Origin of the sequence: Rhizobium sp. B230/85, from assembly GCF_019355735.1 — a bacterium.
Lineage (GTDB): Bacteria > Pseudomonadota > Alphaproteobacteria > Rhizobiales > Rhizobiaceae > Rhizobium > Rhizobium rhododendri.
On the sequence record NZ_CP072156.1, the window covers coordinates 1,891,424 to 1,914,314 of the forward strand.

A 22,891-nucleotide genomic window follows, 5' to 3' on the forward strand; every position below is an offset into this window, starting at 1 on the left:
TCGGTGCGCGTCCCAGTCATGGGGCCTAGCATGGCGGCATTTGAATCAAGCTCGCAGAAAATACTGTTGACAGGTGAATATAAAGGGAACATATAAGGAACATAACAACACCGGAGAGGCCCAATGACCGATATTATTCGAGACGTCGCCGCTTTCGCCTCCATCGTCATGTTCGTCACCAGCCTGTCGATCATCGTCATGGCGATGTAAGTTTTCGGGTACGACCACCGCCACGTGGTCTTGCCGACCTGAGTTGTTCTGGACTTTGCCAGCCGCTATGCCGACAATAGGACCGATTCATTCGGGCATGCGGAAGGGCTTATCATGGCAGAGGCAACTGACAGGCAGGGCGGACATTCTGGATCGTCGCCGGAGTTCGTGCACCTGCGTGTGCATTCGGCATATTCGCTTCTAGAAGGCGCTTTGCCGCTTAAGAAGATCCTCGCCAAGGCTTCAAGCGACAGCCAGCCGGCTCTGGCGATCACCGATACCAATAACCTGTTTATCGCGCTCGAGTTCTCCCAGAAGGCAATGGACGAGGGTCTGCAGCCGATCATCGGCTGCCAGGTTTCGATCGACATGGAAGATGCCGTCGAGGGCGAGAAGCGCAACGGCCAGCAGGGGCTCGCCAAGCTGCCTGCCATCGTGCTTCTTGCGGCTAGCGACGCCGGCTACGAGCGCATGGTCGATCTCGTCAGCCGCGCCTATCTCGGCGGCGACAATAATCAAGCTGTGCACGTCAAGGCGTCCTGGCTGGAGGAGATCGGTACCGACGGCCTGATCGCGCTGTCCGGCTCCGTTGGTGGGCCCGTCGATATCGAAATCAAGGAAGGCCATCCGCAGAAGGCGGTGGCGAGGCTGCTGCGCCTGAAGGCGCTTTTCGGCGACCGGCTCTATGTCGAGTTGCAGCGCCACGGCACCTATGATCGCCGCCACGAACAACGCATGATTTCACTCGCCTACGAGCACGAATTGCCGCTGGTCGCCACCAACGAGGCCTTCTTTCCGACCCGCGACGACTATGATGCCCATGATGCGCTGATGGCCGTCGCCCATAATGCGATCGTCTCGGACGACAGCCGGTTTCGCCTGACACCGGACCACTATCTGAAAAGCCGCGCCGAGATGGCGAAGCTGTTTGCCGATCTGCCGGAGGCGCTGGCTAACACCGTCGAGATCGCCGAGCGCTGTGCCTTCGTACTGCAGACCCGCAAGCCGATCCTGCCGCGCTTTACCGGTGCCAGCGATGATCCGAAGGAGGCCGAACGCGCCGAGGCGCTTGAATTGCGGGCCCAGGCTGTCGAAGGGCTCGACATGCGGCTGGCGACGCTCGGCACGGCGCCGGGCTATGACGAACAGGTCTATCGCGACCGGCTGGAATTCGAACTCGGCGTTATCGAGCGCATGGGTTTTCCGGGCTACTTCCTGATCGTTGCCGACTTCATCAAGTGGGCGAAGAACGAGGATATCCCGGTCGGTCCCGGGCGCGGATCGGGTGCGGGCTCGCTGGTGGCCTATGCCCTGACCATCACCGACGTCGATCCTTTGCGTTTCTCGCTGCTGTTCGAACGCTTTCTCAATCCCGATCGTGTGTCGATGCCAGACTTCGACATCGACTTCTGCCAGGACCGGCGCGAAGAAGTCATCCGCTACGTCCAGAAGAAATACGGCCGCGAGCAGGTGGCGCAGATCATCACCTTCGGATCCCTGCAGGCCCGCGCTGCCCTGCGCGACGTCGGCCGCGTGCTGGAAATGCCCTATGGCCAGGTCGACAAGATCTCGAAGCTGGTGCCGAACAACCCGGCCAATCCGGTGACGCTCGCACAGGCGATCAAGGACGAGCCGCGATTTCAGGAGGAGGCCGAGAAGGAGCCGGTGGTCGCCCGCCTGCTTGACATCGCGCAGAAGCTGGAGGGTCTCTATCGCCACGCCTCGACCCATGCCGCCGGTATCGTCATTGGCGACCGGCCGCTGTCGAAGCTGGTGCCGATGTACCGCGATCCGCGCTCCGACATGCCGGTCACCCAGTTCAACATGAAGTGGGTCGAACAGGCTGGCCTCGTCAAGTTCGACTTTCTCGGCCTCAAGACCCTGACGGTGCTGAAGACGGCAGTCGATTTTGTGAAGCTACGCGGCATCTCGGTCGACCTCGCCACCATTCCGCTTGATGACGCGGTGACCTACGAGAAGCTGGCGCGCGGCGAAACGGTCGGTATCTTCCAGGTGGAAAGCCAGGGGATGCGCAAGGCGCTGCTCGGCATGCGGCCGGACTGCATCGAGGACATCATCGCGCTTGTGGCGCTTTATCGTCCCGGCCCGATGGAAAATATCCCGACCTACAATGCCCGCAAGCACGGCGAGGAGGAGATCGAGTCGATCCACCCGATGATCGATCACCTTGTCAAGGAAACGCAGGGCGTCATCGTCTACCAGGAACAGGTGATGCAGATCGCCCAGGTCCTGTCAGGCTATTCGCTTGGCGAGGCGGATCTTTTGCGCCGCGCCATGGGCAAGAAGATCAAGGCGGAGATGGACCAGCAGCGCGTTCGCTTCGTCGAAGGTTCGATGAAGAACGGCGTCTCGAAGGTGCAGTCCGACAACATCTTCGAACTCTTGGCCAAATTCGCCAATTACGGCTTCAACAAGTCGCATGCCGCCGCCTACGCCATCGTCTCCTACCAGACGGCCTATATGAAGGCCCATTACCCGGTTGAGTTCCTAGCCGCGTCGATGACGCTGGACATGGCCAACACTGAAAAGGTCAACGATTTCCGTCAGGATGCCAAGCGCCTCGGCATCGAGGTCGTGGCGCCGTCGGTGCAGACCTCGTTCCGCCATTTCCAGACCGGGGACAGGACGATCTTCTATTCGCTGGCTGCCATCAAGGGCGTTGGCGATGCCGCCGTCGAGCACATCGTCGAGGTGCGTGGCGACAAGCCCTTTGCCAGTATTGAAGATTTCTGCCTGCGTATCGACCCGAAACAGGTCAATCGCCGCGTTCTGGAAAGCCTGCTGTATGCCGGCGCCTTCGATTGCTTCGGCATCGACCGGGCCCAGCTTCTGGCAGGCATGGAACGGCTGATCGGCTATGCCCAGCTCGCGCAGGAAAACCGCCGCAGCGGCCAGCATGACATGTTCGGCTCGAGCTCCGCCTCCGGGCCTGAAAAGATTTCCTTCCCGGCCTTCACGCCGTGGCTTGCGTCTGAACGGCTGCTGAAGGAGTTCCAGGTGCTCGGCTTCTACCTCACCGCCCATCCGCTCGATGCCTACAGCGGGGTCCTCGACAAATTACGAGTGCAGAGCTTTGCCGACTTCTCTGCCGGCATCAAGCACGGCGCCGGCAATGCGCGGCTGGCCGGCACCGTCATCGCCAAGCAGGAGCGCAAGACGCGCACCGGCAACAAGATGGGTATCTACACATTCTCGGACGCCACCGGCCAGTTCGAGGCTGTCATGTTTTCCGAACTGCTGGCCCAGTACCGCGAAATCCTTGAGGTGGGCAAATCCTTCGTGCTGACCGCCGCCGCCGAGGAGAGGCCGGAAGGTATCAGCCTGCGGCTGAATTCCGTGCAATCGCTGGAGGAAAAATCGTTGCAGATGCAGAAGGCCATGCGCGTCTTCGTGCGTGATTCAGGCCCGCTGAAGATGGTGGCCGCCCATCTGAACGCCAGGGGCGACGGCCTGGTATCCTTCATCGTCATCAAGGAAGACGGCAAGCGCGAGGTCGAAGTCGCACTGCCCAACAAATACCGCATATCTCCCGAAATCGCGGCCGCCATGCGAAGTGCACCGGGGGTCATCGACGTCGAGCTGGTTTGACAGGGTTACCCCTTCGTTGCCAGACCGCCACGCCGCGTGATGGTGATGAAATCGGTGCCGTCGCCGGTCTCCGGGCCGACGCCGGTGTCCGATATGGTCAGCGACGACCCCGTTGTCAGAAGGCCCTCGATCTTTTGCCTGACGTCGTCGGGGATGGAGATTCGGTCGAGGGCCCGGTCGGCGGCATCCAAGGCCTCCGATTGTCGCTCACTGGTAATGCCGAAGCGCTTTTTCGTATCCTTGGACAGGTCGCCCTCCAGCGTCATGCCATACCACTGCGCCTGGCCAATGGCGCGTTCCACGTCGTGGGCGGTAAAGAAATGCGTTCCGAGCGCTTCCTGTGGCTCCGCAATGGTGGCCGCTGCCTCGAGCACCGGCTTGAAGCCCTGTCGTACCATGATCGCACCGTTCGGTGGCTCGCCCTTGCCGGCTGCGGCATAGACGGCCTTCATCAGTTCCGGTCCGATCAGCCCACCTGTCGCGGGTAGGCCATGGGCACTGCGAAAATCGCGGATGGCCCGGACGGTGGCAGGACCGAGATAGCCGTCAGGAAGGCCTGCATCGAAACCGAGGGTGGATAGAAGCTGCTGCAGGTCGAGGACGTTTTCACGCAAGCCCCGCCGGGTGATCAGGATGCTCAGCGGCGCCTCGTTGCGCGGGGCAGTGAGCGCCGGTGGCGGAGGCAGCGCGGCGGTGTCGTTCATGGCCACTTCCACCGGCTCGGCGCGCAACAGAAAGCCTGACGTCGTCGGACGCAGAGACAGCTCGGAAAACATCGGGCCGCTGACCGTCGGGGCCAACGGATGAAACAGCGTCGCATGCTCGATCGGCTGGGGGACGACGGCGGCGTCATTGATGACCACGTGCACGCCGGGCTGCGTCATCGCGTAGAGCTTCTTGGCGAAGGCTTTTGGCATGCGCACGCAGCCGTGAGAGGCAGGATAGTTCGGCACAGAGCTGGATTCGTGAAGGGCGATGCCCGACCATGTCAGTCTTTGCATGAACGGCATCGGCGAATTCGAATAGATGTTGGAGCGGTGGTAGACCTCCTTTTCCAGCACCGAAAAGATGCCCGATGGCGTCGAATGTCCGGATTTTCCGGTCGACACTTTCGAGGTCGCGACCACGGTGTCGCCGTCATAGACCGATAACTGCTGCCGGTTCGTCGACACGACGATCTGAAGCACCCGAGCATCGGCCGCCTCGGCCGGATGGGTCAGTGCGGTGGCCGAAAGCAGGCCGATACCAAGAACCAGACGCGTAAACATGATGTCCACCAAAAACGCAATACTCGTGACTATGACCATAGCAAGGGAAGTTTAAGGAAGACTTGAGACCTCATCGAGTACAATTTTAGATTGTGTCGAGCGGTGATACCACTTTCATAATGGTTTAATAATAAACCTCTTGGCAACAACTCAAGAGATTGGTATTGCATCGAAAAAGCGGTATAGGTTGCTGTATGTTTCTGTCATGCGATGCACTTATACGTCTGCATGAATGACAGGTTATCGTAAATACTAATGAACCTTAAGGTAGATTAAGTGTCGTCTGCCGCCGTATATTCGGAAGGTGTCTCGGTATTAACCCGCAGTGACTTAGCCAGTTTGGAATATCTATGTCTGATAGTGATGTCGAAATGAAAATGCCGCACCAAGAGACTGCGTCGCGGATAGAAACTGTTGCTGTTATAATACCCTATTATAATGGTTCGAAATATATTCGTAGGTCGGCCGAGAGTGTGTTGGCGCAGACCGTTCCTGCGACGGAATTTGTAGTCGTCGATGACGGATCTTCACCAGAAGAAGCGGCGTTGCTTGACGAAATAGCCCAGTCCATGGGCTTTCGTGTCTTGAGAAAAGAGAATGGCGGCCAAGGGACTGCAAGAAATTACGGTGTTGCACATACGTCTTCGAGGTTCATCTGCTTTCTTGATCAGGATGACTTCTACCTGAAAACGCATATAGCAACGCTCCTCGACGCAGTTCCTCTTGACGATCCGCATTTTGGTTGGGTTTATGGCGACCTGATGGAGGCGGATGGCGAGGGCAATATCGTGCGCTCGGACATGGTCAAGCAGCATGCGTTGCACCCTAAGCGGTTCATCAATGACCTGCTTGCGAACGACATGTTCGTACTGCCGTCAGCGTCGTTGATCGAGCGCACAGCTTTCGAGGCAGTCGGCGGCTTTGATCCGCAATTTACCGGCTACGAAGATGACGACCTTTTCCTGCGTATCTTCCGTCGCGGGTACACGAATTACTTTGTCGATAAAGCCGTCACCGTCTGGTGCATCAACAGTGAGAGCACGTCGTACAGCATCAAGATGAGCCGAAGCCGGCTTCGTTATGTGAAAAAGCTCTGCTCGCAGTTTCCCGATGATGTCGACAAGAGGCGCAACTATGTGAGGGACCTCATCGCGCCGCGTTTTACGCATATGATAATTTCGGATGCCTTTACGGCCGTGGCATTTTCCAAGACGCCGCAACAGAAAAAGATGGCGGCTTACAAGGACGAACTGGTCGAAATCATGAATGGTTATGTAGAAACCATATTCGGATGTACGAAACTGAGTATCAAAAATCGTATTGCGATATGGGTGCAGTCAAAGATCATCAATCTGAAGTCGAAAAATCTTTCGTTGGCGGCGTTGTATCTTTTCCGGACGTCTAGACGGGCGAGAAATTTCATTCGTTGAAAATTGAGTGTGTCTACATCAGGCCTATCTCTATTCGCCACCAAGGCTCCCGACAATGTCTTTCGTGACCTCGACGATAAGGGATCTTAGCCAGCGGTGAGCCGGGTCTTGGCGATAGCGCACGTGCCAGGCCATTTCGACGGGAAATGTGCCGAGGTCCACGGGCGCAGGCAGGACCCGCAATCGCGGGTCCGCAGCAAGGTGGTGGCAAATGAGGCCGGGCAGGGTGGCGCAGTAGTCCGTCACGGCGATCATCTCCGGCACGGCCAGAAAGTGCGTGACGGACACGGCGACCTCGCGGTTCAAGCCCTTCTGTCCAAGCGCCTGGAAAAGACCGGCCCGCAGCCGTCCAGGCGGGATGACGTTGACATGCTTGAGGGTCTCGTACTGTTCCCTTGAGATACCGTCGCGGATGTCAGGATGTCCGGCTCTCACTACACAGGCCAGCCCATCGTCCATCAGGTGCTGGACGACCAGATTATCCGGCGGATCCACGATCCGGCCCATCACCATGTCCGTCGCACCGGATACCGCGCCGGCTTCCGTGGCATCGTTGTTGAACGGTATGAGACGCAGCCTGATGCCGGGTGCGCGTTCGCGTAGTTTCGAAACGATCGAGGGCATCAGGACAAATTCGACATAGCTGTTCGGTGCGATAGTGAAGAGCCGCTCGGCGTGCTGCGGATCGAAATCCTGCTGCCCGACGATTGCCTCGTCGATCTTGGCGAGAGCGTCGATGATGACAGGCGCTAGCTCTTCTGCCATCTGGGTCGGCCTCATGCCGTAGCGCTCCCGGATAAACAGCGGGTCGCGCAGTGTCTCGCGCAGTCGGTTAAGGGCGTTCGACAGGGCTGGCTGGGTTATGCCCAACCGCTCGGCTGCACGGGTGACATTGCGCTCCTCCATCATGACGATGAAGACCGGTAGCAGATTGAGATCATATTTCATCCAGTCATAATCGTTCATGAATATCTGAAATACAAATAATAAATTTCATAAATTCCTTGCCGGGGCGCATAGTCGCCTCATCGGAAACGACGGCGCCGCCACAAGCGGCTCGTCGAACCCGGAAGGAGGGCGTGGCGTGGTGCCGGGCCCGATTTCAAAACCCTCGATGGGATCTGTAAAATGAAAATTCTGATGGTTCTGACCTCGCATGACGAACTTGGCAACACCGGCCGCAAGACCGGTTTCTGGCTGGAGGAGTTCGCCGCTCCCTATTATGCATTCCTTGAAGCGGGTGCTGATATCACCGTCGCTTCGCCGGCTGGCGGCCAGCCGCCTCTCGATCCGAAAAGCGACGAGGAGGGCTCCCAGACGGAGCAGACCCGCCGTTTCCATAACGACCAGAAGGCCCAGGCGGTTCTCGCCTCTACCGTTAAGCTTGACTCCGTGTCGCACGAAGACTTTGACGGCGTCTTTTATCCCGGCGGCCATGGCCCCCTGTGGGATCTTGCGGAAGACAAGACCTCGATCGCGCTGATTGAAAACACTTACCGGGCCGGCAAGCCCGTCGCCCTCGTCTGCCACGCACCGGGTGTGCTGCGCCATGTGAAGGCTGCCGACGGAACACCGCTGGTGAGCGGCAAGAAGGTCACGGGCTTCAAGAACTCGGAAGAAGATGGCGTCGGCCTCACGGATGTCGTGCCTTTCCTGGTCGAGGATATGCTGAAGCAGAACGGCGGCGTCTATTCCAGCGGCGATGACTGGGCGTCCTACACGATCAAGGACGGTCTCCTGATCACCGGCCAGAATCCAGGCTCTTCCGTTGAGACGGCAGGCATCCTTGTCGCGGCACTGACTGCCGCCAAGGATGCGTAAGCGCGGTTAACAGCGTTTCCTGCAGATATTCTTCGACCAGTGGCCTGGCCTTAAAGCCCGGCCATTTTTATGGGGCAAGGAAGTCGCGGCAGTTGTGTCGTCTCCGAATTCGGCACTGCGGACCACTTCAGTCGCCTTCACTTTTCGCGTGCCGGTTCGATTTCCCATTGAGGTTGGAGACGTGAACTGCTGGTATGCCATTCATTAGTCCAGAGTTTTCGCTTTCCGATGATCACCGGAGCGGCTTATGTCGATTTCAGATGCGATCTATCGTCCCTTCTAAACCTTGATCCGGCCGCTCGATATCCCTTATCGGCCATTACCCACCAAAGGCCCCATCGCAGTTCTGCTCCACCTGATTAAGATGTTCCGCGGCGTGCTGATTGCCATGGCGCTGTGTTCGATGGTGGTCGAGGCGATCAACCTGACGATCATCTGGGGGCTCTCTGTGATTGTCGATGGCATCACTACACAGGGCGTCGCGAGCTTTGTTGATAGCCGGTCGGGGCTGCTGGTGCTGCTCGCCTTGATGATCTTCCCGGTCATGCCGATATTTTTCTACGTCACCAATATCCTGAATTCCCATACCGTCGGCATCAGCCTCCCCATCGCCATCCAGTGGCAGGGGCACATGGCGGTGGAGCGGCAGGACCTTGCTTTCTTCCACGACCTGTTTGCAGGCCAGGTCGCGTCGCGGCTCAACCAGGTTGCCTATGCCGTCCAGCAACAGATGCTGATCACCTTCCAGACCGCGCCGCGCTTCGTGTTGCAGATCTTCGGCTCCGTATTCCTGCTGCTGGCATTGTCGTGGCAACTGGCGCTTCCCGTCATTGTCTGGATTGCGCTGAACGTTGCCTTCACCATCAAGGTCGTCCCCGATTTCACGGAGCGTGCACGTCGCTCCGCCAAGCAGAACAGCCTTATCTCCGGTGCGCTGACCGACCTCTACAGCAATATCCAGATGGTCAAGCAGTTTGCCGCCGAAGACAGCGAGGCGGGCACGCTGAGGAAGATCATGTCCGAGGCGGTGCGTACGCTCCATCATGAGCAACGCATCTACCGGACGACCGAACTGGTCGTCATCAGTTTCAATATGCTGCTCTGGCTAGTGATGCTGGGGATCGGGTTTGTCGGCCTCTACGACCGCTTTGTCACCGTCGGCGATTTCGTGGCGACGGTCTATATCCTGCAGCGTCTGTCGGCGGGATCCTTCACCTTCCTGCAGATGGGCCAGCAAATCTTCAAGGCGCTCGGCACCATCAAGGACGCGATGCCTGTGATGACGACGCCGCCGACGATCACGGATATGCCCGGTGCGAAGAACCTCTCCGTGTCGCATGGGGAGATCCGCTTCGAGGGCGTCGGCTTCTCCTATGCATCCGGCAAGGCCATCATCACCGATCTCTCGCTCACGATAAGACCCGGCGAAAAGATCGGACTTGTCGGCTTCTCCGGCGCCGGCAAGACGACGTTGGTGAACCTGCTGCTTCGATTTTATGATATCACTGCCGGCACGATCCGCATCGATGGACAGGATATCCGGGAGGTCACCCAGGCGAGCCTGCGCAAGGGGATCGGCGTCATTGCCCAGGATGTAGCGCTCCTCCACCGCTCGGTTGCCGACAATATCCGCTACGGACGCCCCGACGCAGATCAAGCGGAGATCGAGGCAGCAGCACAGGCTGCACGGGCCAACGATTTCATTTCCGAGCTTGCCGATGGTGAGGGGCGCAAGGGATTGGATGCCTTTGTCGGAGATCGCGGCATCAAGCTCTCCGGCGGCCAGCGACAGCGGATTGCGATTGCACGCGTCATTCTGAAGGATGCGCCTATCCTGGTGCTCGACGAGGCGACCTCCGCCCTGGACAGCGAGTCGGAGGCGGCCATCGAGGAAAGGCTGAGCGCAGTGATGGAAGGGAAAACGGTGATTGCCATAGCCCACAGGCTCTCGACAATTGCAAGAATGGACAGGATCGTGGTGCTCGATCAGGGAAGGATCGTCGAGGAGGGCACGCCGGACGCGCTGATCGAACAGGACGGTCTGTTTGCTCGTCTGTGGAAACGCCAGACAGGTGGCTTTATGCCGGAGGAGATCGGCTAGAGAATCTCAGGCATTTCCAGACGCAACCAGCCTCGTAGTTTTGCTGGCGGCTCTGGTAAGCATCACTGAACGGGGCAGCCAGTCAGTCCTTCACGACCGCTCCCGCCTGCCGGCACCGAACGTGTACCCCGTTTCCACCGATGCATCCCCGAACTTGGCTCTGAGCTTGTCCATTGCTGCCTCGGCTGCGGCCCGCCGGGCGGCGGGTTCGTCCACAAGATCTGGCGGATCGGCGCGGCCGGCGTCGCAGAGGTCGCCAACGCCGATGCCGAGAAGGCGGAATTTCGTGCCGTCGGTCTCGGCCTCCAGCAGCCTGAGCCCGGTCCGGAAAATCCGGTCGGCCAGTTGTGTCGGGTCTTCGAGCTTGCGGTTGCGGGTGCGGCTCTTGAAATCCGCCGTCTTCAGCTTCAGCACCACGGTATGGCCGGCGATGTCGCCCTTCTTCAGGCGTCTCGACACTTTTTCGGAGAGGTTGCGCAGAACAGGCACTAGGTCGTCATATCGGGAGATATCTTCGAAAAAGGTCGTCTCTGCAGACACGCTCTTGGCGGGGTCGTTAAGATGCACCTCGCGATCGTCTATGCCGCGCGCCAGCCGGAACAGCCGCTGCCCCATGACGCCGTAGCGGCGCATCAAGGCTCCTTCGTCCATTGCCTGCAGCTGGCCGATGGTGCGGATGCCGTCGCCCTCCAGCGTCGCGGCAAATGCCTTGCCGACGCCCCAGATGGTGGTGACGGGACGTGGCGCCAGGAACTCGACTGCCTCCTGTCGGCCAATGACCGAAAAGCCGCGTGGTTTGTTGAGGTCGGAGGCGACCTTGGCGAGGAATTTGCAATAGGACAGCCCGACCGACACCGTGATGCCGATCTCGGACTGCACCCGCCTGGCAAACTTCGCCAGGATACGGGCAGGGCGATCCTGGTGCAGAAGCTGCGTGCCGGCAAGTTCGAGAAAGGCCTCATCGATGGAAAGCGGCTGCACCAGAGGCGTCAGTTCCTCCATCATCGCCCTGACCTCGCGCCCGACCCGGACATATTTCTCCATGTCCGGGCGAATGACGACCGCGTTGGGACAGGCCTCGAGCGCTTTGTACATCGGCATGGCCGAACGAACGCCGTGAATGCGGGCGACGTAGCAGCAGGTCGAGACGACGCCGCGCTTGCCGCCGCCGATGATCACAGGCTTGTCTGCAAGCTCCGGATTGTCGCGCTTTTCGACCGACGCGTAGAAGGCGTCGCAGTCGATATGCGCGAGCGTCAGGTCGTTGAGTTCGCGGTGGTAGACAAGCCTTGGACTGCCGCACGCACCGCAACGCTTCACGACCGCCGGCTGTTCGCTCAGGCAATCGCGGCAGAAGCCGGGCGTGGTATCAGGCAAGTTGGTCATGATGAGAACAAATGTTGAACATCATCACTCTATGCATTATGGTCTAGCCACTCAAGGATGAAAATCGGCGCAAGAGGTGGAGCATGTATAAGTGCCTGCAGTCCAGGACCTCAAAGCCCGATATGCGCCCGGATCAACATGTCCGCCGCAGACCAGTCCTCGACGCTGACGATCCCGGGCGAGGGCACTGGAAGGAACGGCCGGAAATCGGCATTGGCCATGAGGTTGACCAGCAGGCAATCCGGCACGGCCTGTCCGACGGAGAGCAGATTTCTCTCGATGTCGTCCAGAAACACAACCGGCTGCGGCCTGTCGCCATGCAACTGCGCGAGCACCGGCCCCTTTGGCTGCTCGGTAGCGATCATCGGGAAGTGAAGCCCGAACCTGTCGAGCACGGCGCGGCGGGTTTGCTGGTGGCGCGGCGGCATGGCCGTCAGGAAGACGATATCGGCATCTCCGGCAAGGCCGGTGAGCGTTTCGACGACGCGCTCGGCCGGCGTCTGCCACTGGTCCTGCGTCAGGAAGAAATCCTCGAGGAAGGCCGAAACGGTTTCGTCGTCCGGCACCGTCCCATCCTGGTTCGAGACGACGTTGCCGTGAATACGGAAGGAGCGCGCCAGAAGGTCGTGATCCCTGGCGCGCAAAAAGCGGGTGAACGGCGTCAGAAACTCGAGAACAACCTCGTCGATGTCGCAAACCACGAGAGGTCTGTCCCGAAGCGGCACATGTCCTATGTCAGTTGTCTCGTCCAAGATCAGTATTCCCCCGAGCCGAGGCCTGGAGCTGAGAAGTGTGCGGAAGCCGCCATGACCGCCTCTGGCGCAGTGCCTGTCGCCGCACAGAAGGCCATAAGCGATGGCTCGTGGTTCATCAGGAAATCCAAGAGACCGCCGAGAAAGCTTGGCTCGTTGACAGCATTGCGCAACTGGGCGGCCTCCATTCCGGTCAGTGCCAGGAAGCGGCCGAACATATCCGGCTCGTTCGCCAGCCATCCGAGTACAGCGATAGCGATTTCCTGCGGATCTGCGTCAGATCCTTTCGGCTTCTTGAAGTTGCTTTGCATTTCGCGGGGCAAATTACCTTTTTCTCAACCAAATGCCGCTAGCGTCACCCTAACGGATTTATCGAATCGGCTGCCGCGCGACCTTATATTTTCGCTGAGTGGATTCAAGGCCGGTGGCGAGGACACTGTATTATGCCCAAGCAAGTGATGATTGTCGAAGACAATGAGCTGAACATGAAGCTCTTTCGCGATCTCATCGAGGCGTGCGGTTACTCGACGATCCAGACCCGCAACGGCATGGAGGCGCTCGAACTCGCCCGCAAGCACCGTCCCGACCTGATCCTGATGGACATTCAGCTGCCAGAGGTTTCCGGGCTGGAAGTGACGAAATGGCTGAAGGAAGACGACGAGCTGCACGTCATTCCCGTGATTGCCGTCACTGCTTTCGCGATGAAGGGCGACGAGGAGCGTATCCGCCAGGGCGGCTGCGAAGCCTATGTCTCCAAGCCGATTTCCGTGCCGAAATTCATTGAAACAATAAAGACCTATCTGGGCGACGCCTGAGCGTTGAAAAAGACCATATGACCGCGCGAATTCTGGTTGTTGACGATATTCCGGCGAATGTGAAGCTTCTCGAAGCCAGGCTTCTGGCCGAGTATTTCGAAGTGCTGACCGCCGATAATGGCAGGGATGCGCTGGCCATCTGCGACACCACCCAGGTGGATCTCATTCTGCTCGATATCATGATGCCTGGCATGGATGGCTTTGAGGTCTGTGAGCGGCTGAAGGCAGATCCGAAGGTTGCCCATATCCCTGTTGTCATGGTGACGGCGCTCGACCAGCCGGCAGACCGTGTTCGCGGCCTCAAGGCCGGTGCCGACGACTTCCTGACAAAGCCGGTCAATGACCTCCAGCTGATTTCACGCGTCAAGAGCCTGCTGAGATTGAAGACCCTAAGTGACGAGCTGCGCTCGCGTGCCGAGACCGCACGCACGCTCGGCTTCGAGGATGGCAGGATCGGCGAGGGCAAGGGCGAGGAGATTGCGCAGGTCCTGCTGGTCGACGGCCGCGCCAATTCGCAGGAGCGCATCGTGCGCGCCTTGAAGCCGATTGCCAATGTCGTGGCCATGTCCGACGCCCAGGCAGCCTTGTTCGAAGCAGCGGAAAGCTCCTTCGAGCTGGTGATCGTCAACTCCAATTTCGACGACTATGATCCGCTGCGCCTTTGCTCGCAGTTGCGCTCGCTGGAGCGGACGCGATTTCTTCCGGTCCTGCTGATCACCGATCAGGGTGCCGACGAGATGATCGTCCGGGCACTCGAGCTCGGTGTCAACGATTACATCGTGCGTCCGGTGGATACCAACGAGCTCGTGGCGCGCTGCCTGACGCAGATCAAGCGCAAGCGCTACAATGATCGTCTGCGCGCCAGCGTCCAGGAGACCATCGAGCTTGCAGTCACTGACGCGCTGACCGGGCTGCACAACCGACGTTATCTCGACAACCACCTGGCCATTCTCTTCAAGCGATCCGTCCAGCGCGCCAGGCCGCTTTCGATCCTCATCAGTGATATCGACCGCTTCAAGGCCGTCAATGACCTCTACGGTCACGATGCCGGCGATCAGGTCCTGCGGGAATTTGCCGCCCGCGTACGCTCCACCGTCCGCGGCGCCGATCTCGCCTGCCGTTTCGGCGGTGAGGAATTCGTGGTCGTCATGCCGGATACATCGGCACCGGTCGCAGCCGCTATTGCGGAACGACTGCGTTCAGCCGTCGAAAGTACACCATTCACCCTGCGCGGCACCGGCCAGACCATCGCCATCACGGCTTCCTTCGGGATCTCATCCCGCGAGACATCGCTCGATGGGCCAGATGAACTATTGAAGCAAGCCGACCGCGCCCTCTATGAGGCGAAAAACGGTGGACGAAACCGCGTGGTCGCTGCGGCCGCCTAGGCCTGCAGCGCGTCCGGCGGTGCGAGAGGAAGTCACTGCAAGCTGTTTTGTGCGGCCATTACAAAAGTTTAATATCTGAAAAGTAGCGCTTCCGGGATTGGTTCGCAGAAGATTGATAAGTAATTATGCGTCATTTTATTTCCAAAATTGCGAGATTTCGCAATTTCAGTCAATAAGAATTTAAGATATATTGAGTTTACGACAGTAGTGCAGGATGATTTATGTCGTAATGCTGACATGCATCCATATCCATGCTGATGTCTTCGGACACAGATTTTGCAAGCAACGCCTGCTCAGTATAAAAAGATTGAGTCGTAACTGAAGGTATACTGACGTTTTGCAGTATTTTTGAGTTTAAGCCAAAAAGCGTCGCATCCCAAGCTAGTTTCAACCGCACCCTATTTAACCATAGAGTCAGTCTGACCTCTTTTGACACTGAAGACTTCTTGATTTTAACCGACTTTTAAGCGAGTTTGCCGAGGTCGAACATCGTCCAGCCGGACGGAAATACCCCATGATGCTCAGGTCCGCCGCATCACCTGGTTCGTGGGGTCGGTCGGTCGGATGCATGCCCTGCGGTTCCTCGTACCGCTTTGCATCCGTCCGACCCCTAGTGAGCGCCGCTCTTTCCCGCCGGAAGAGCGGCGTTTTCTATAATGACAGGCCACGCGAACCGCTACCGCCGATCGGAGTTCGATACATCATATTAGTGATGTATGATTTATCATGCCGCGATTTTGCGTGCAATATCGGCCAGGAAATCGGTAGATATTAAACAAACGATCGGCAGACATTAAAAAAGGCGCAACCCCTGCAGGTGCGCCTTTTAAAACCTGAAAACCATAATGATCTTACTTGATCTTGGTTTCCTTGAACTCGACGTGCTTCTTGGCAATCGGGTCGTACTTCGTCTTGTTCATCTTGTCGGTCATCGTGCGGCTGTTCTTGGTGGTGACGTAGAAGAAGCCGGTGTCGGCCGTCGACAGAAGCTTGATCTTGATTGTTGTTGCCTTGGCCATGGTCGTCCTGCCTTTAAGAAAAATGATGCCGTGGACGGCCGGTTGCGGTCCACGGCAAATTATGGCGCGAAATTACAAATCGCGCCCGAAAAGTCAACCCCTCTTCCCCAGGAAGAGCAGTCTGGCCCCGGAAAGCAACACATAAAGCCCGAAGAAACCAGCAATCGCCCAGGCAAATCCATCGGTTCCTGCTGCGTCAATAGCTGTGCCGATCGCCTGCGGGCCGGCGACCGTGCCGATTGCATAGCAAAACACGAACGCCGCATTTGCAGCGGCAAGATCGGGCCCTGTCAGCTGGGATCCGAGGTGGCTGAGGCCTACCGTATAGAGCCCGGAGACGCATCCTCCGAAGAAAAGAAGCAGGCCTGCGGTTATCATCCAGTTGCCTACCACCCATGGCAGCGCGAGCGCGCCCACCAGGCCCATGCAGGCCATGATGACCAGCAGCGGGCGCTTGTCCGTCAGTTTGTCCGATAGCAGTCCGAGCGGGATCTGGAAGACGACGTTGCCTATACCCATCATCGTCAGCAGCAAGGCGGCATGCGATTCGGTAAAGCCGGAGCGCGTCGCATAGATCGGAAACAGCGACAGGCCTCCTGCCTCGACTGCGCCAAACACGAACACCGCGGCGGTAGCCGTCGGCACCAGGAAGACATAGCGCATGAAATGCATCTCGGGCTTTTCTTCCAGCACCGGGCTTTCGTTGCGGGCAATGAAGATCGGGATGGCGGCAACGAGAATGGCGACCGCGCCGATCAGGAAGGGCAAAATACCCTCGCTGCCGACCATGGAGAAAATCAGCGGTCCCGCAGCAAATCCCAAAGAAAGAACCGTGGCGTAGAGCCCGAGCACGAAGCCGCGCCTTGCCGGGGGCGAGGCGGCGTTGATCCAGAATTCCGAAAGGATGAACAACGTGGTCGTCGCGCCGTGGAAGACCAGCCGCAGCGGGAACCACATCCAGAAGGCCGTCGCATAGTAGAAGCCGACAGCGCTGACGGCCGAGAGAAATACCGCCCACATCATTGTCGAGGCAACGCCGAAGCGGTGCGCCAGCCGTGTGGTGATGGGCGCGGCGATCATTGCCGCGATCCCTGCCATCGCTGTGTTGAGGCCGATCAGCGACGACGAGATACCGCGCTTTTCAAGGATGATGCTGAAAAGGGGCAGGCCGAGACCGATGGCAATGCCAACGGCCGAAATCGACGAGATCGCGGCGAAAAGCGAGGGCCAGTGAATTTCTTCGACATGGCCGACCTTGCCGTTCGTCGGTTCAGTCATGGTTGATCCTTAGCATGGAGCGAACGAAACGTCCGCGTCGCAGAATTGAGAAAGGCATCTTGCCGGCTAATCCAGAGCGCCACATTCCGGGGCGTCCGGTCGATCGCAGCGGCCGGAGCATGCCCGACAATGCCGGCAATGTTCAGACAAGAATTAGCCTCCATGTCAACCCATGGCCGGTGATGATGTCAGGTCCCGTGGGGAAAACACTGCCGTTTCGGCTTGTCTCGGCGTCCTGCAGCCTTACCCGGTGCCGCTGCCTTCATCGAATTCGTCCGGGCGGTCTTCGTGTCCACCGAAGCCGTGCATGCGCAGAGCCCATTGCAGCCCGATCACGCCACCCTTGATCGGCTGGATGACGGCAAGCGCCGTCAGCACGGTGATCGGCGCCCAGATGGAAAGCGTCGCCCACATCGGCAGATGGTGCATCGTGTCCGATATCATGTAGCCGCCGACGACAACGTGGCCGAGCACGAGGATGACGAGATAAGGTGGCAGGTCGTCGGAGCGGTGGTGAAACATCTCCTCGCCGCAGACAGCGCAGTTGTCCACCGGTTTCAGAAACGCCCGGAAAAGCTTTCCACGGCCGCAGTTGGGGCAACGGCTGCAGGCGCCCCGCAGGATAGCCTGGCCGAGCGGGCGCTCGGTTTTTTCAGGTCCGCCATAGCGAATGACGGGTGTCGAACCGCTTGCTGTCATTACTCCTCCTCCGGCCGCCCTCCAGCAGCTATTTCCGTCCGCGCGGTGGCCTCGTCCCCGGCTTCTTGCGCACCGGCGTGCCGCCACGTCCAGACTTGTGGAACGAACGCATGCCACGCGGCAGTTCGCGTCCCTCGCTCAGCATCTCGAAGCGCAGCGCGCCTGCCAGCGGAACCGCTTCCACAAGCTTCACCTTGACGCTGTCGCCAAGCCGGTAGCCGAGCCCGGTCCGGTCGCCGACCAGTGCCTGGTGCGCCTCGTCATAGATGTAATAGTCGTTGCCGAGCGTCGAGATCGGAATGAAACCATCGGCGCCGAATTCCGGCAGCCCGATGAAAAGGCCCGACTTGGTAACACCGCCGACGCGGCCGTCGAACTCTTCGCCCACCCTGTTGCTGAGGTGATGGGCAATCAGGCGGTCGACGGTCTCGCGCTCGGCCGCCATGGCGCGCCGCTCGAAGGTCGAGATTTCCGCTGCGATGTCGTCGAGACCGGCTTCCTGCTCCGGCGTGATGCCGCCTTCGCCAAACCCGAGCGAACCTACCAGCGCACGGTGGACGATAAGGTCGGCGTAGCGGCGGATCGGCGAGGTGAAGTGGGCGTACTTCATCAGGTTGAGGCCGAAATGGCCGATATTCTCCGGGCTATAGATCGCCTGGCTCTGGGAGCGCAGCACCATCTCGCTGACCATCGTCTGGTGCGGCGTGCCTTCTGCCTTGGCAAGGATACCGTTAAAATTGTTGGCCCGCATGTTGCCGCCCTTGGCGAGCGGAATGTCGAGCGTCGCCAGAAATGTTCTCAGGATCTCCTGCTTGGCAAGCGACGGGCCGTCATGGATGCGGAACACCAGCGGCTGCCGCTGCTTTTCCAGCGTCTCGGCAGCTGCGACGTTCGCCTGGATCATCATCTCTTCGATCAGTTTGTGCGCATCCAGCCGTGGTGGAACGACCACGCGGTCGACTGTCCCGTCCGGCTTCAGCTGGATCTTGCGTTCGGGCATGTCGAGTTCCAGCGGCTGCCTGCGGTCGCGGCCGCGTTTCATCACCCCATAGGCATGGTAGAGCGGCTTCAGGATCGGTTCCAGCAGCGGTCCTGTCTGATCGTCAGGTGTTCCGTCGATCGCTGCCTGCGCCTGCTGGTAGGAGAGCTTGGCGGCACTCTTCATCATGATGCGGTGGAAGGTGTGGCCGATCTTGCGACCCTCGCGCGAAAACACCATGCGCACGGCAATCGCCGGCCTGTCGACGCCTTCCTTCAGCGAGCAAAGATCGTTGGAGATCCGCTCCGGCAGCATCGGCACCACCCGGTCGGGGAAATAGACCGAGTTGCCGCGCTTCTGCGCCTCGCGGTCGAGCATGGAATTCGGCCTGACATACCAGGAGACGTCGGCGATTGCGACGTTGACGATGACGCCTTCGACATTGTCGGGAGAAGGGTCCAGCTCGGCATATACGGCGTCGTCGTGGTCCTTGGCGTCGGCCGGATCGATGGTGATCAATGGCACGTTGCGCCAGTCTTCGCGGCTTTTCATCGTCGCTGGCTTGGCATCGTCAGCCTCCGCCAGCACCGGCAGCGGGAATATGTAGGGGATGCCGTGAGCATGGATGGCAATCATCGAGATTGCTTTTTCCGAGCCGACGGAGCCAAGCACCGACAGGACCTTGGCGCGCGGCAGGCCAAAGCGGCCGAGACGCGCAACTTCGATCTCGACAAGGTCGCCATCCTTCGCGGTGCCGATATCCTCGGGATCGATGACCATTTCCTCGCCGCGCCGCTCCACCGGCATCAGCCGTCCGCCACCACCGGGCATCTCTCGGAAAACGCCAAGTGCAGCACTGCGGCGGCGGTCTAGAACCTTGATGATCCGTGCCGTATAGGCCGGTCCGCCGCGGTCTCCGGCCGGAAAGATCTTGGCCAGAACCCGGTCGCCCATGCCGGCCACGGGTGCCTTGCCCTTGCCGTTGCGGCCGGCGGGCGAAGACGTCTGGCGGATGGCAACGGCAGGCGCGACGCCGGCATCTTCCGGCCATTCGGCCGGGCGGCCGATCAGCTCGCCGTCCTTGTCGCGGGTGGTGATGTCGAGCACGGTCACGGGGGGAAGGGCACCGGGCCGCATCAGCGACTTGCGGTTCTTCTGCACCATGCCGTCTTCTTCGAGGTCGCGCAGCAGGTTTTTAAGCTCGACGCGCTGCTCGCCCTTCAGCCCGAAGGCTTTGGCCAGTTCGCGCTTGGAGGCTTGCTGTGGATGGTCGGCAATGAAGCGCAGAATGACTTCGCGCGGCGGCAACACACCCTGGACGATAGTGTCCCTGGCTGGCGCCGTAACATCACCCTTGACCGCGCCAGCCTTGGCGGCGCGCACGGGCTTGCCGAGACGACGTTCGACTGGCGACGGTCTGCTGCGCGGTTCTCTGCTCACTCTGCTGCCTTCTTCACTGTCTTCTTGGCGGCTAGCTTGGCCTTGGCCTTGGCTGCCGGCTTGGCGGCGGTCTTGGTCGTCTTTGCCGATGCGGCAGCGGTCTTCGTCTTCGCTGCTGCCTTCGCCTTCGGTGCGGCCTTGGCCTTGGCGGCAGCCTTCGGCTTGGCAGGCTTGCCGGCCTTTTCGACGATCAGGGCAAGCGCTTCCTCGACACTGACGCTCTGCGGATCCTTGCCCTTCGGCAACGTCGCATTGACCTTGCCCCAATTGACATAGGGCCCATACTTGCCGTCGCGCACGGTGATCTTGCCGCCACCGTCCGGATGGTCGCCAAGGTCCTTCAGCGCTGCCGGCGTGCCGCGACCGCTTGGGCCTTTGGCCTGCTTGTCGGCGAGCACCGTGACGGCGCGGTTGAGACCGACGGTGAATACGTCCTCGATGGTCTCGAGGTTGGCGTAGGAGCCGTCGTGCAGCAGGAACGGCCCGTAGCGGCCGAGACCGGACGAGATCATCTTGCCGCTTTCGGGATGCTTGCCGATATCTCGCGGCAGCGCGATCAGTGCCATCGCCTTCTCATAATCGATATCCTCGGGCTTCCAACCCTTCGGCAGCGACGAGCGCTTGGCTTCCTTGCCTTCGCCGCGTTGGATATAAGGACCGAAGCGACCGGAGCGCAGTGTCAGCTCTTCCTCGGTCACGGGATCCTTGCCGAGCGCCTTCGGCTCGCTGAGGCCGGTCGATTCCGCATCCGTGCCGCCTTCAGACGAGAGCTGGCGGGTGAAATTACAGTCCGGGTAGTTCGAGCAGCCGACGAAGGCGCCATACTTGCCGAGCTTCAGCGACAGGTTGCCGGTGCCGCAGACCTGGCAGATGCGCGGATCGCTGCCGTCTTCGCGGGTCGGGAACACCAGCGGCGCCAGCGCCTCGTTCAGCGCGTCGAGGACGTTGGTGACGCGCAGTTCCTTGGTGTCGTTGATCTGCGCGAAGAAGGCCGTCCAGAATTCGCGCAGCACGTCCTTCCAGTTCAGTTCGCCGGCGGAAATCCGGTCGAGCTTCTCTTCGAGATCGGCGGTGAAGTCGTATTCTACATAGCGGGTGAAGAAGTTTTCGAGGAAGGCGGTGACCAGCCGGCCCTTGGCCTGCGGCACCAGCTTGCGCTTGTCGATCGTCACATAGTCGCGGTCGCGCAAGGTCGCCAGCGTCGCCGCATAGGTGGACGGGCGGCCTATGCCGAGCTCTTCCATCTTCTTGATGAGGGTCGCTTCCGAATAGCGCGGTGGCGGTTCCGTGAAATGCTGCGTCGAGTTGATCTTCTGCTTGGCGAGGTTTTCGCGGGCATTGATCTCCGGCAGGCGGCCGTCTTCTTCGCCGTCGTCGCTCTGCTCGCCGTCTTCCTTCTGGTCGGTATAGGCGGCGATGAAGCCATCGAAGCGGATAACGGAGCCTACGGCACGCAGGCCGGCCTTGTCGCCGCCATTGGTCGCCAGGATCTCCACGGTCGTCCGCTCGATCTCGGCAGACGCCATCTGGCTGGCAATCGCCCGCTTCCAGATCAGGTCGTAGAGACGCAGCTGGTCGGCATCGAGCGCGCTGCGCAAGTGATCGGGAATGCGTTCGAAGTCGGTAGGACGCACGGCCTCGTGCGCTTCCTGGGCGTTCTTCGCCTTGCTCGAATAGAAACGAGCCTTTTCCGGCAGGTAGCGATTGCCGAACTGGCTGCCGATGGCGCTGCGCGCCGCATCGATAGCCTCCGGCGCCATCTGCACGCCATCGGTACGCATATAAGTAATGAGACCCACGGTCTCGCCGCCGATGTCGATGCCCTCATAAAGCCGCTGCGCGACCTGCATGGTGCGCGACGCGGAAAATCCGAGCTTGGACGAAGCGGCCTGCTGCAGCGTCGAGGTGGTGAACGGTGGCGACGGGTTGCGCTTGACTGGCTTCGCCTCGACGGTGTCGACGACATAGCTGGCGCCTTCGAGCAATGTCTTGAGATTGCCGGCCTGTTCGCCATTGGCAATCGAGCGGGCCTGCAGACGCTTGCCGTCGGCAACCGTCAGACGGGCTTCGAATTCATCGCCGCGAGGCGTTTTCAACAGCGCCGAGAGGTTCCAGTATTCTTCGGAGACAAAGCGCTCGATCTCGGATTCGCGGTCGCAGACAAGCCGCAGGGACACTGATTGGACGCGGCCGGCCGAGCGGGCGCCCGGCAGCTTGCGCCACAGCACCGGCGACAGGTTGAAGCCGACGAGATAGTCGAGAGCCCGGCGCGCCAGATAGGCGTCGACCAGCGGTCCGTCGATATCGCGCGGATTGGCCATGGCGTCGAGAACGGATTTCTTGGTGATGGCGTTGAAGACGACGCGCTGCACCTTCTTGGTGCCGATCACCTTCTTCTTGTTGAGAAGGTCGAGCACGTGCCAGGAGATCGCTTCACCTTCGCGATCAGGGTCGGTCGCGAGGATCAGGCCATCGGCCGTCTTCATGGCGTCCGTGATATCCTTCATGCGCTTGGCCGAGGCAGCATCGACTTCCCAGAGCATCTCGAAGTCCTGGTCGGGCAGAACTGAACCATCCTTGGCGGGCAGATCGCGCACGTGACCGAAAGACGCCAGGACCTTGTAGTTGGGTCCCAGATATTTGTTGATCGTCTTGGCCTTGGCAGGCGATTCTACCACTACAACATTCATGATCAT

General features: G+C 59.7%; 16 protein-coding genes. 6 read left to right on the top strand and 10 right to left on the bottom strand.

Annotation, left to right across the window (positions count from 1 at the left end):
- Positions 1-324 precede the first annotated feature (324 nt).
- On the top strand, positions 325-3,819 hold the full coding sequence (gene dnaE / locus J5289_RS09150; RefSeq protein ID WP_209206579.1) for a DNA polymerase III subunit alpha: 3,495 nt from the start codon (positions 325-327) through the stop codon (positions 3,817-3,819).
- Positions 3,820-3,824: 5 nt separating this feature from the next.
- Here the strand turns inward: dnaE and J5289_RS09155 are convergent, their stop codons facing one another.
- Positions 3,825-5,087: a L,D-transpeptidase family protein gene (locus J5289_RS09155; RefSeq protein ID WP_209183529.1), complete on the bottom strand. Its 1,263-nt coding sequence runs from the start codon at positions 5,085-5,087 to the stop codon at positions 3,825-3,827.
- Positions 5,088-5,437: 350 nt separating this feature from the next.
- On the opposite strand from J5289_RS09155, the gene J5289_RS09160 reads away from it, so the two are divergent.
- Positions 5,438-6,517 carry a glycosyltransferase family 2 protein gene (locus J5289_RS09160; RefSeq protein WP_209183531.1) on the top strand — a complete coding sequence of 360 codons (1,080 nt, stop codon included), beginning with the start codon at positions 5,438-5,440 and terminating at the stop codon, positions 6,515-6,517.
- Positions 6,518-6,547: 30 nt separating this feature from the next.
- Here the strand turns inward: J5289_RS09160 and J5289_RS09165 are convergent, their stop codons facing one another.
- A complete protein-coding gene (locus J5289_RS09165) occupies positions 6,548-7,465 on the bottom strand; it encodes a LysR substrate-binding domain-containing protein (protein ID WP_209184099.1) in 918 nt (305 codons plus the stop codon).
- A gap of 180 nt (positions 7,466-7,645) precedes the next feature.
- On the opposite strand from J5289_RS09165, the gene J5289_RS09170 reads away from it, so the two are divergent.
- Positions 7,646-8,338: a type 1 glutamine amidotransferase domain-containing protein gene (locus tag J5289_RS09170; RefSeq protein ID WP_209183533.1), complete on the top strand. Its 693-nt coding sequence runs from the start codon at positions 7,646-7,648 to the stop codon at positions 8,336-8,338.
- 286 nt (positions 8,339-8,624) lie between these two features.
- Complete coding sequence (locus tag J5289_RS09175) at positions 8,625-10,439, top strand: ABC transporter ATP-binding protein (RefSeq protein WP_247750661.1); 1,815 nt, start codon at positions 8,625-8,627, stop codon at positions 10,437-10,439.
- Between the two features lie 90 nt (positions 10,440-10,529).
- Here J5289_RS09175 and J5289_RS09180 read toward each other — a convergent pair whose 3' ends face one another.
- From J5289_RS09180 to J5289_RS09190, 3 genes are all read right to left on the bottom strand, one after another.
- A complete protein-coding gene (locus J5289_RS09180; RefSeq protein WP_209183541.1) occupies positions 10,530-11,825 on the bottom strand; it encodes a DNA polymerase IV in 1,296 nt (431 codons plus the stop codon).
- A 110-nt stretch (positions 11,826-11,935) separates the two neighbouring features.
- Positions 11,936-12,577, bottom strand: a complete 642-nt coding sequence (locus tag J5289_RS09185; protein ID WP_142829025.1) for a hypothetical protein — start codon at positions 12,575-12,577, stop codon at positions 11,936-11,938.
- A 2-nt stretch (positions 12,578-12,579) separates the two neighbouring features.
- A complete protein-coding gene (locus tag J5289_RS09190) occupies positions 12,580-12,888 on the bottom strand; it encodes a DUF3572 domain-containing protein (RefSeq protein ID WP_142829023.1) in 309 nt (102 codons plus the stop codon).
- A gap of 132 nt (positions 12,889-13,020) precedes the next feature.
- Between J5289_RS09190 and J5289_RS09195 the strand changes: the two genes are divergently transcribed.
- Together J5289_RS09195 and J5289_RS09200 are read left to right on the top strand one after the other, a co-directional pair.
- A complete protein-coding gene (locus tag J5289_RS09195) occupies positions 13,021-13,392 on the top strand; it encodes a response regulator (protein WP_111220600.1) in 372 nt (123 codons plus the stop codon).
- A gap of 17 nt (positions 13,393-13,409) precedes the next feature.
- Positions 13,410-14,780 carry a PleD family two-component system response regulator gene (locus J5289_RS09200; protein WP_142829021.1) on the top strand — a complete coding sequence of 457 codons (1,371 nt, stop codon included), beginning with the start codon at positions 13,410-13,412 and terminating at the stop codon, positions 14,778-14,780.
- An 851-nt stretch (positions 14,781-15,631) separates the two neighbouring features.
- Here J5289_RS09200 and rpmG read toward each other — a convergent pair.
- The 5 genes from rpmG to topA form a co-directional block, all read right to left on the bottom strand.
- Complete coding sequence (gene rpmG / locus J5289_RS09205) at positions 15,632-15,799, bottom strand: 50S ribosomal protein L33 (protein ID WP_111220602.1); 168 nt, start codon at positions 15,797-15,799, stop codon at positions 15,632-15,634.
- A gap of 93 nt (positions 15,800-15,892) precedes the next feature.
- Positions 15,893-17,077, bottom strand: coding sequence for an MFS transporter (locus tag J5289_RS09210; RefSeq protein WP_209183543.1), 1,185 nt, complete (start codon positions 17,075-17,077; stop codon positions 15,893-15,895).
- A gap of 243 nt (positions 17,078-17,320) precedes the next feature.
- Complete coding sequence (locus tag J5289_RS09215; RefSeq protein WP_209183546.1) at positions 17,321-17,776, bottom strand: DUF983 domain-containing protein; 456 nt, start codon at positions 17,774-17,776, stop codon at positions 17,321-17,323.
- A 28-nt stretch (positions 17,777-17,804) separates the two neighbouring features.
- Positions 17,805-20,195 (bottom strand): ribonuclease R, encoded by a 2,391-nt coding sequence (rnr, locus tag J5289_RS09220; RefSeq protein WP_209183548.1) that lies wholly within the window; start codon positions 20,193-20,195, stop codon positions 17,805-17,807.
- Entirely contained in the window at positions 20,192-22,885 is a 2,694-nt protein-coding gene (topA, locus tag J5289_RS09225; protein WP_209183550.1) for a type I DNA topoisomerase, read from the bottom strand. Before topA ends, rnr begins: the two co-directional genes overlap by 4 nt.
- Positions 22,886-22,891 lie beyond the last annotated feature (6 nt).

Coding starts and splice junctions, on each gene's coding strand:
- dnaE (WP_209206579.1), top strand. CDS start 325: ATGGCAGAGGCAACTGACAGGCAGGGCGGACATTCTGGATCGTCGCCG.
- J5289_RS09155 (WP_209183529.1), bottom strand. CDS start 5,087: ATGTTTACGCGTCTGGTTCTTGGTATCGGCCTGCTTTCGGCCACCGCA.
- J5289_RS09160 (WP_209183531.1), top strand. CDS start 5,438: ATGTCTGATAGTGATGTCGAAATGAAAATGCCGCACCAAGAGACTGCG.
- J5289_RS09165 (WP_209184099.1), bottom strand. CDS start 7,465: ATGAAATATGATCTCAATCTGCTACCGGTCTTCATCGTCATGATGGAG.
- J5289_RS09170 (WP_209183533.1), top strand. CDS start 7,646: ATGAAAATTCTGATGGTTCTGACCTCGCATGACGAACTTGGCAACACC.
- J5289_RS09180 (WP_209183541.1), bottom strand. CDS start 11,825: ATGACCAACTTGCCTGATACCACGCCCGGCTTCTGCCGCGATTGCCTG.
- J5289_RS09190 (WP_142829023.1), bottom strand. CDS start 12,888: ATGCAAAGCAACTTCAAGAAGCCGAAAGGATCTGACGCAGATCCGCAG.
- J5289_RS09195 (WP_111220600.1), top strand. CDS start 13,021: ATGCCCAAGCAAGTGATGATTGTCGAAGACAATGAGCTGAACATGAAG.
- J5289_RS09200 (WP_142829021.1), top strand. CDS start 13,410: ATGACCGCGCGAATTCTGGTTGTTGACGATATTCCGGCGAATGTGAAG.
- rpmG (WP_111220602.1), bottom strand. CDS start 15,799: ATGGCCAAGGCAACAACAATCAAGATCAAGCTTCTGTCGACGGCCGAC.
- J5289_RS09210 (WP_209183543.1), bottom strand. CDS start 17,077: ATGACTGAACCGACGAACGGCAAGGTCGGCCATGTCGAAGAAATTCAC.
- J5289_RS09215 (WP_209183546.1), bottom strand. CDS start 17,776: ATGACAGCAAGCGGTTCGACACCCGTCATTCGCTATGGCGGACCTGAA.
- topA (WP_209183550.1), bottom strand. CDS start 22,885: ATGAATGTTGTAGTGGTAGAATCGCCTGCCAAGGCCAAGACGATCAAC.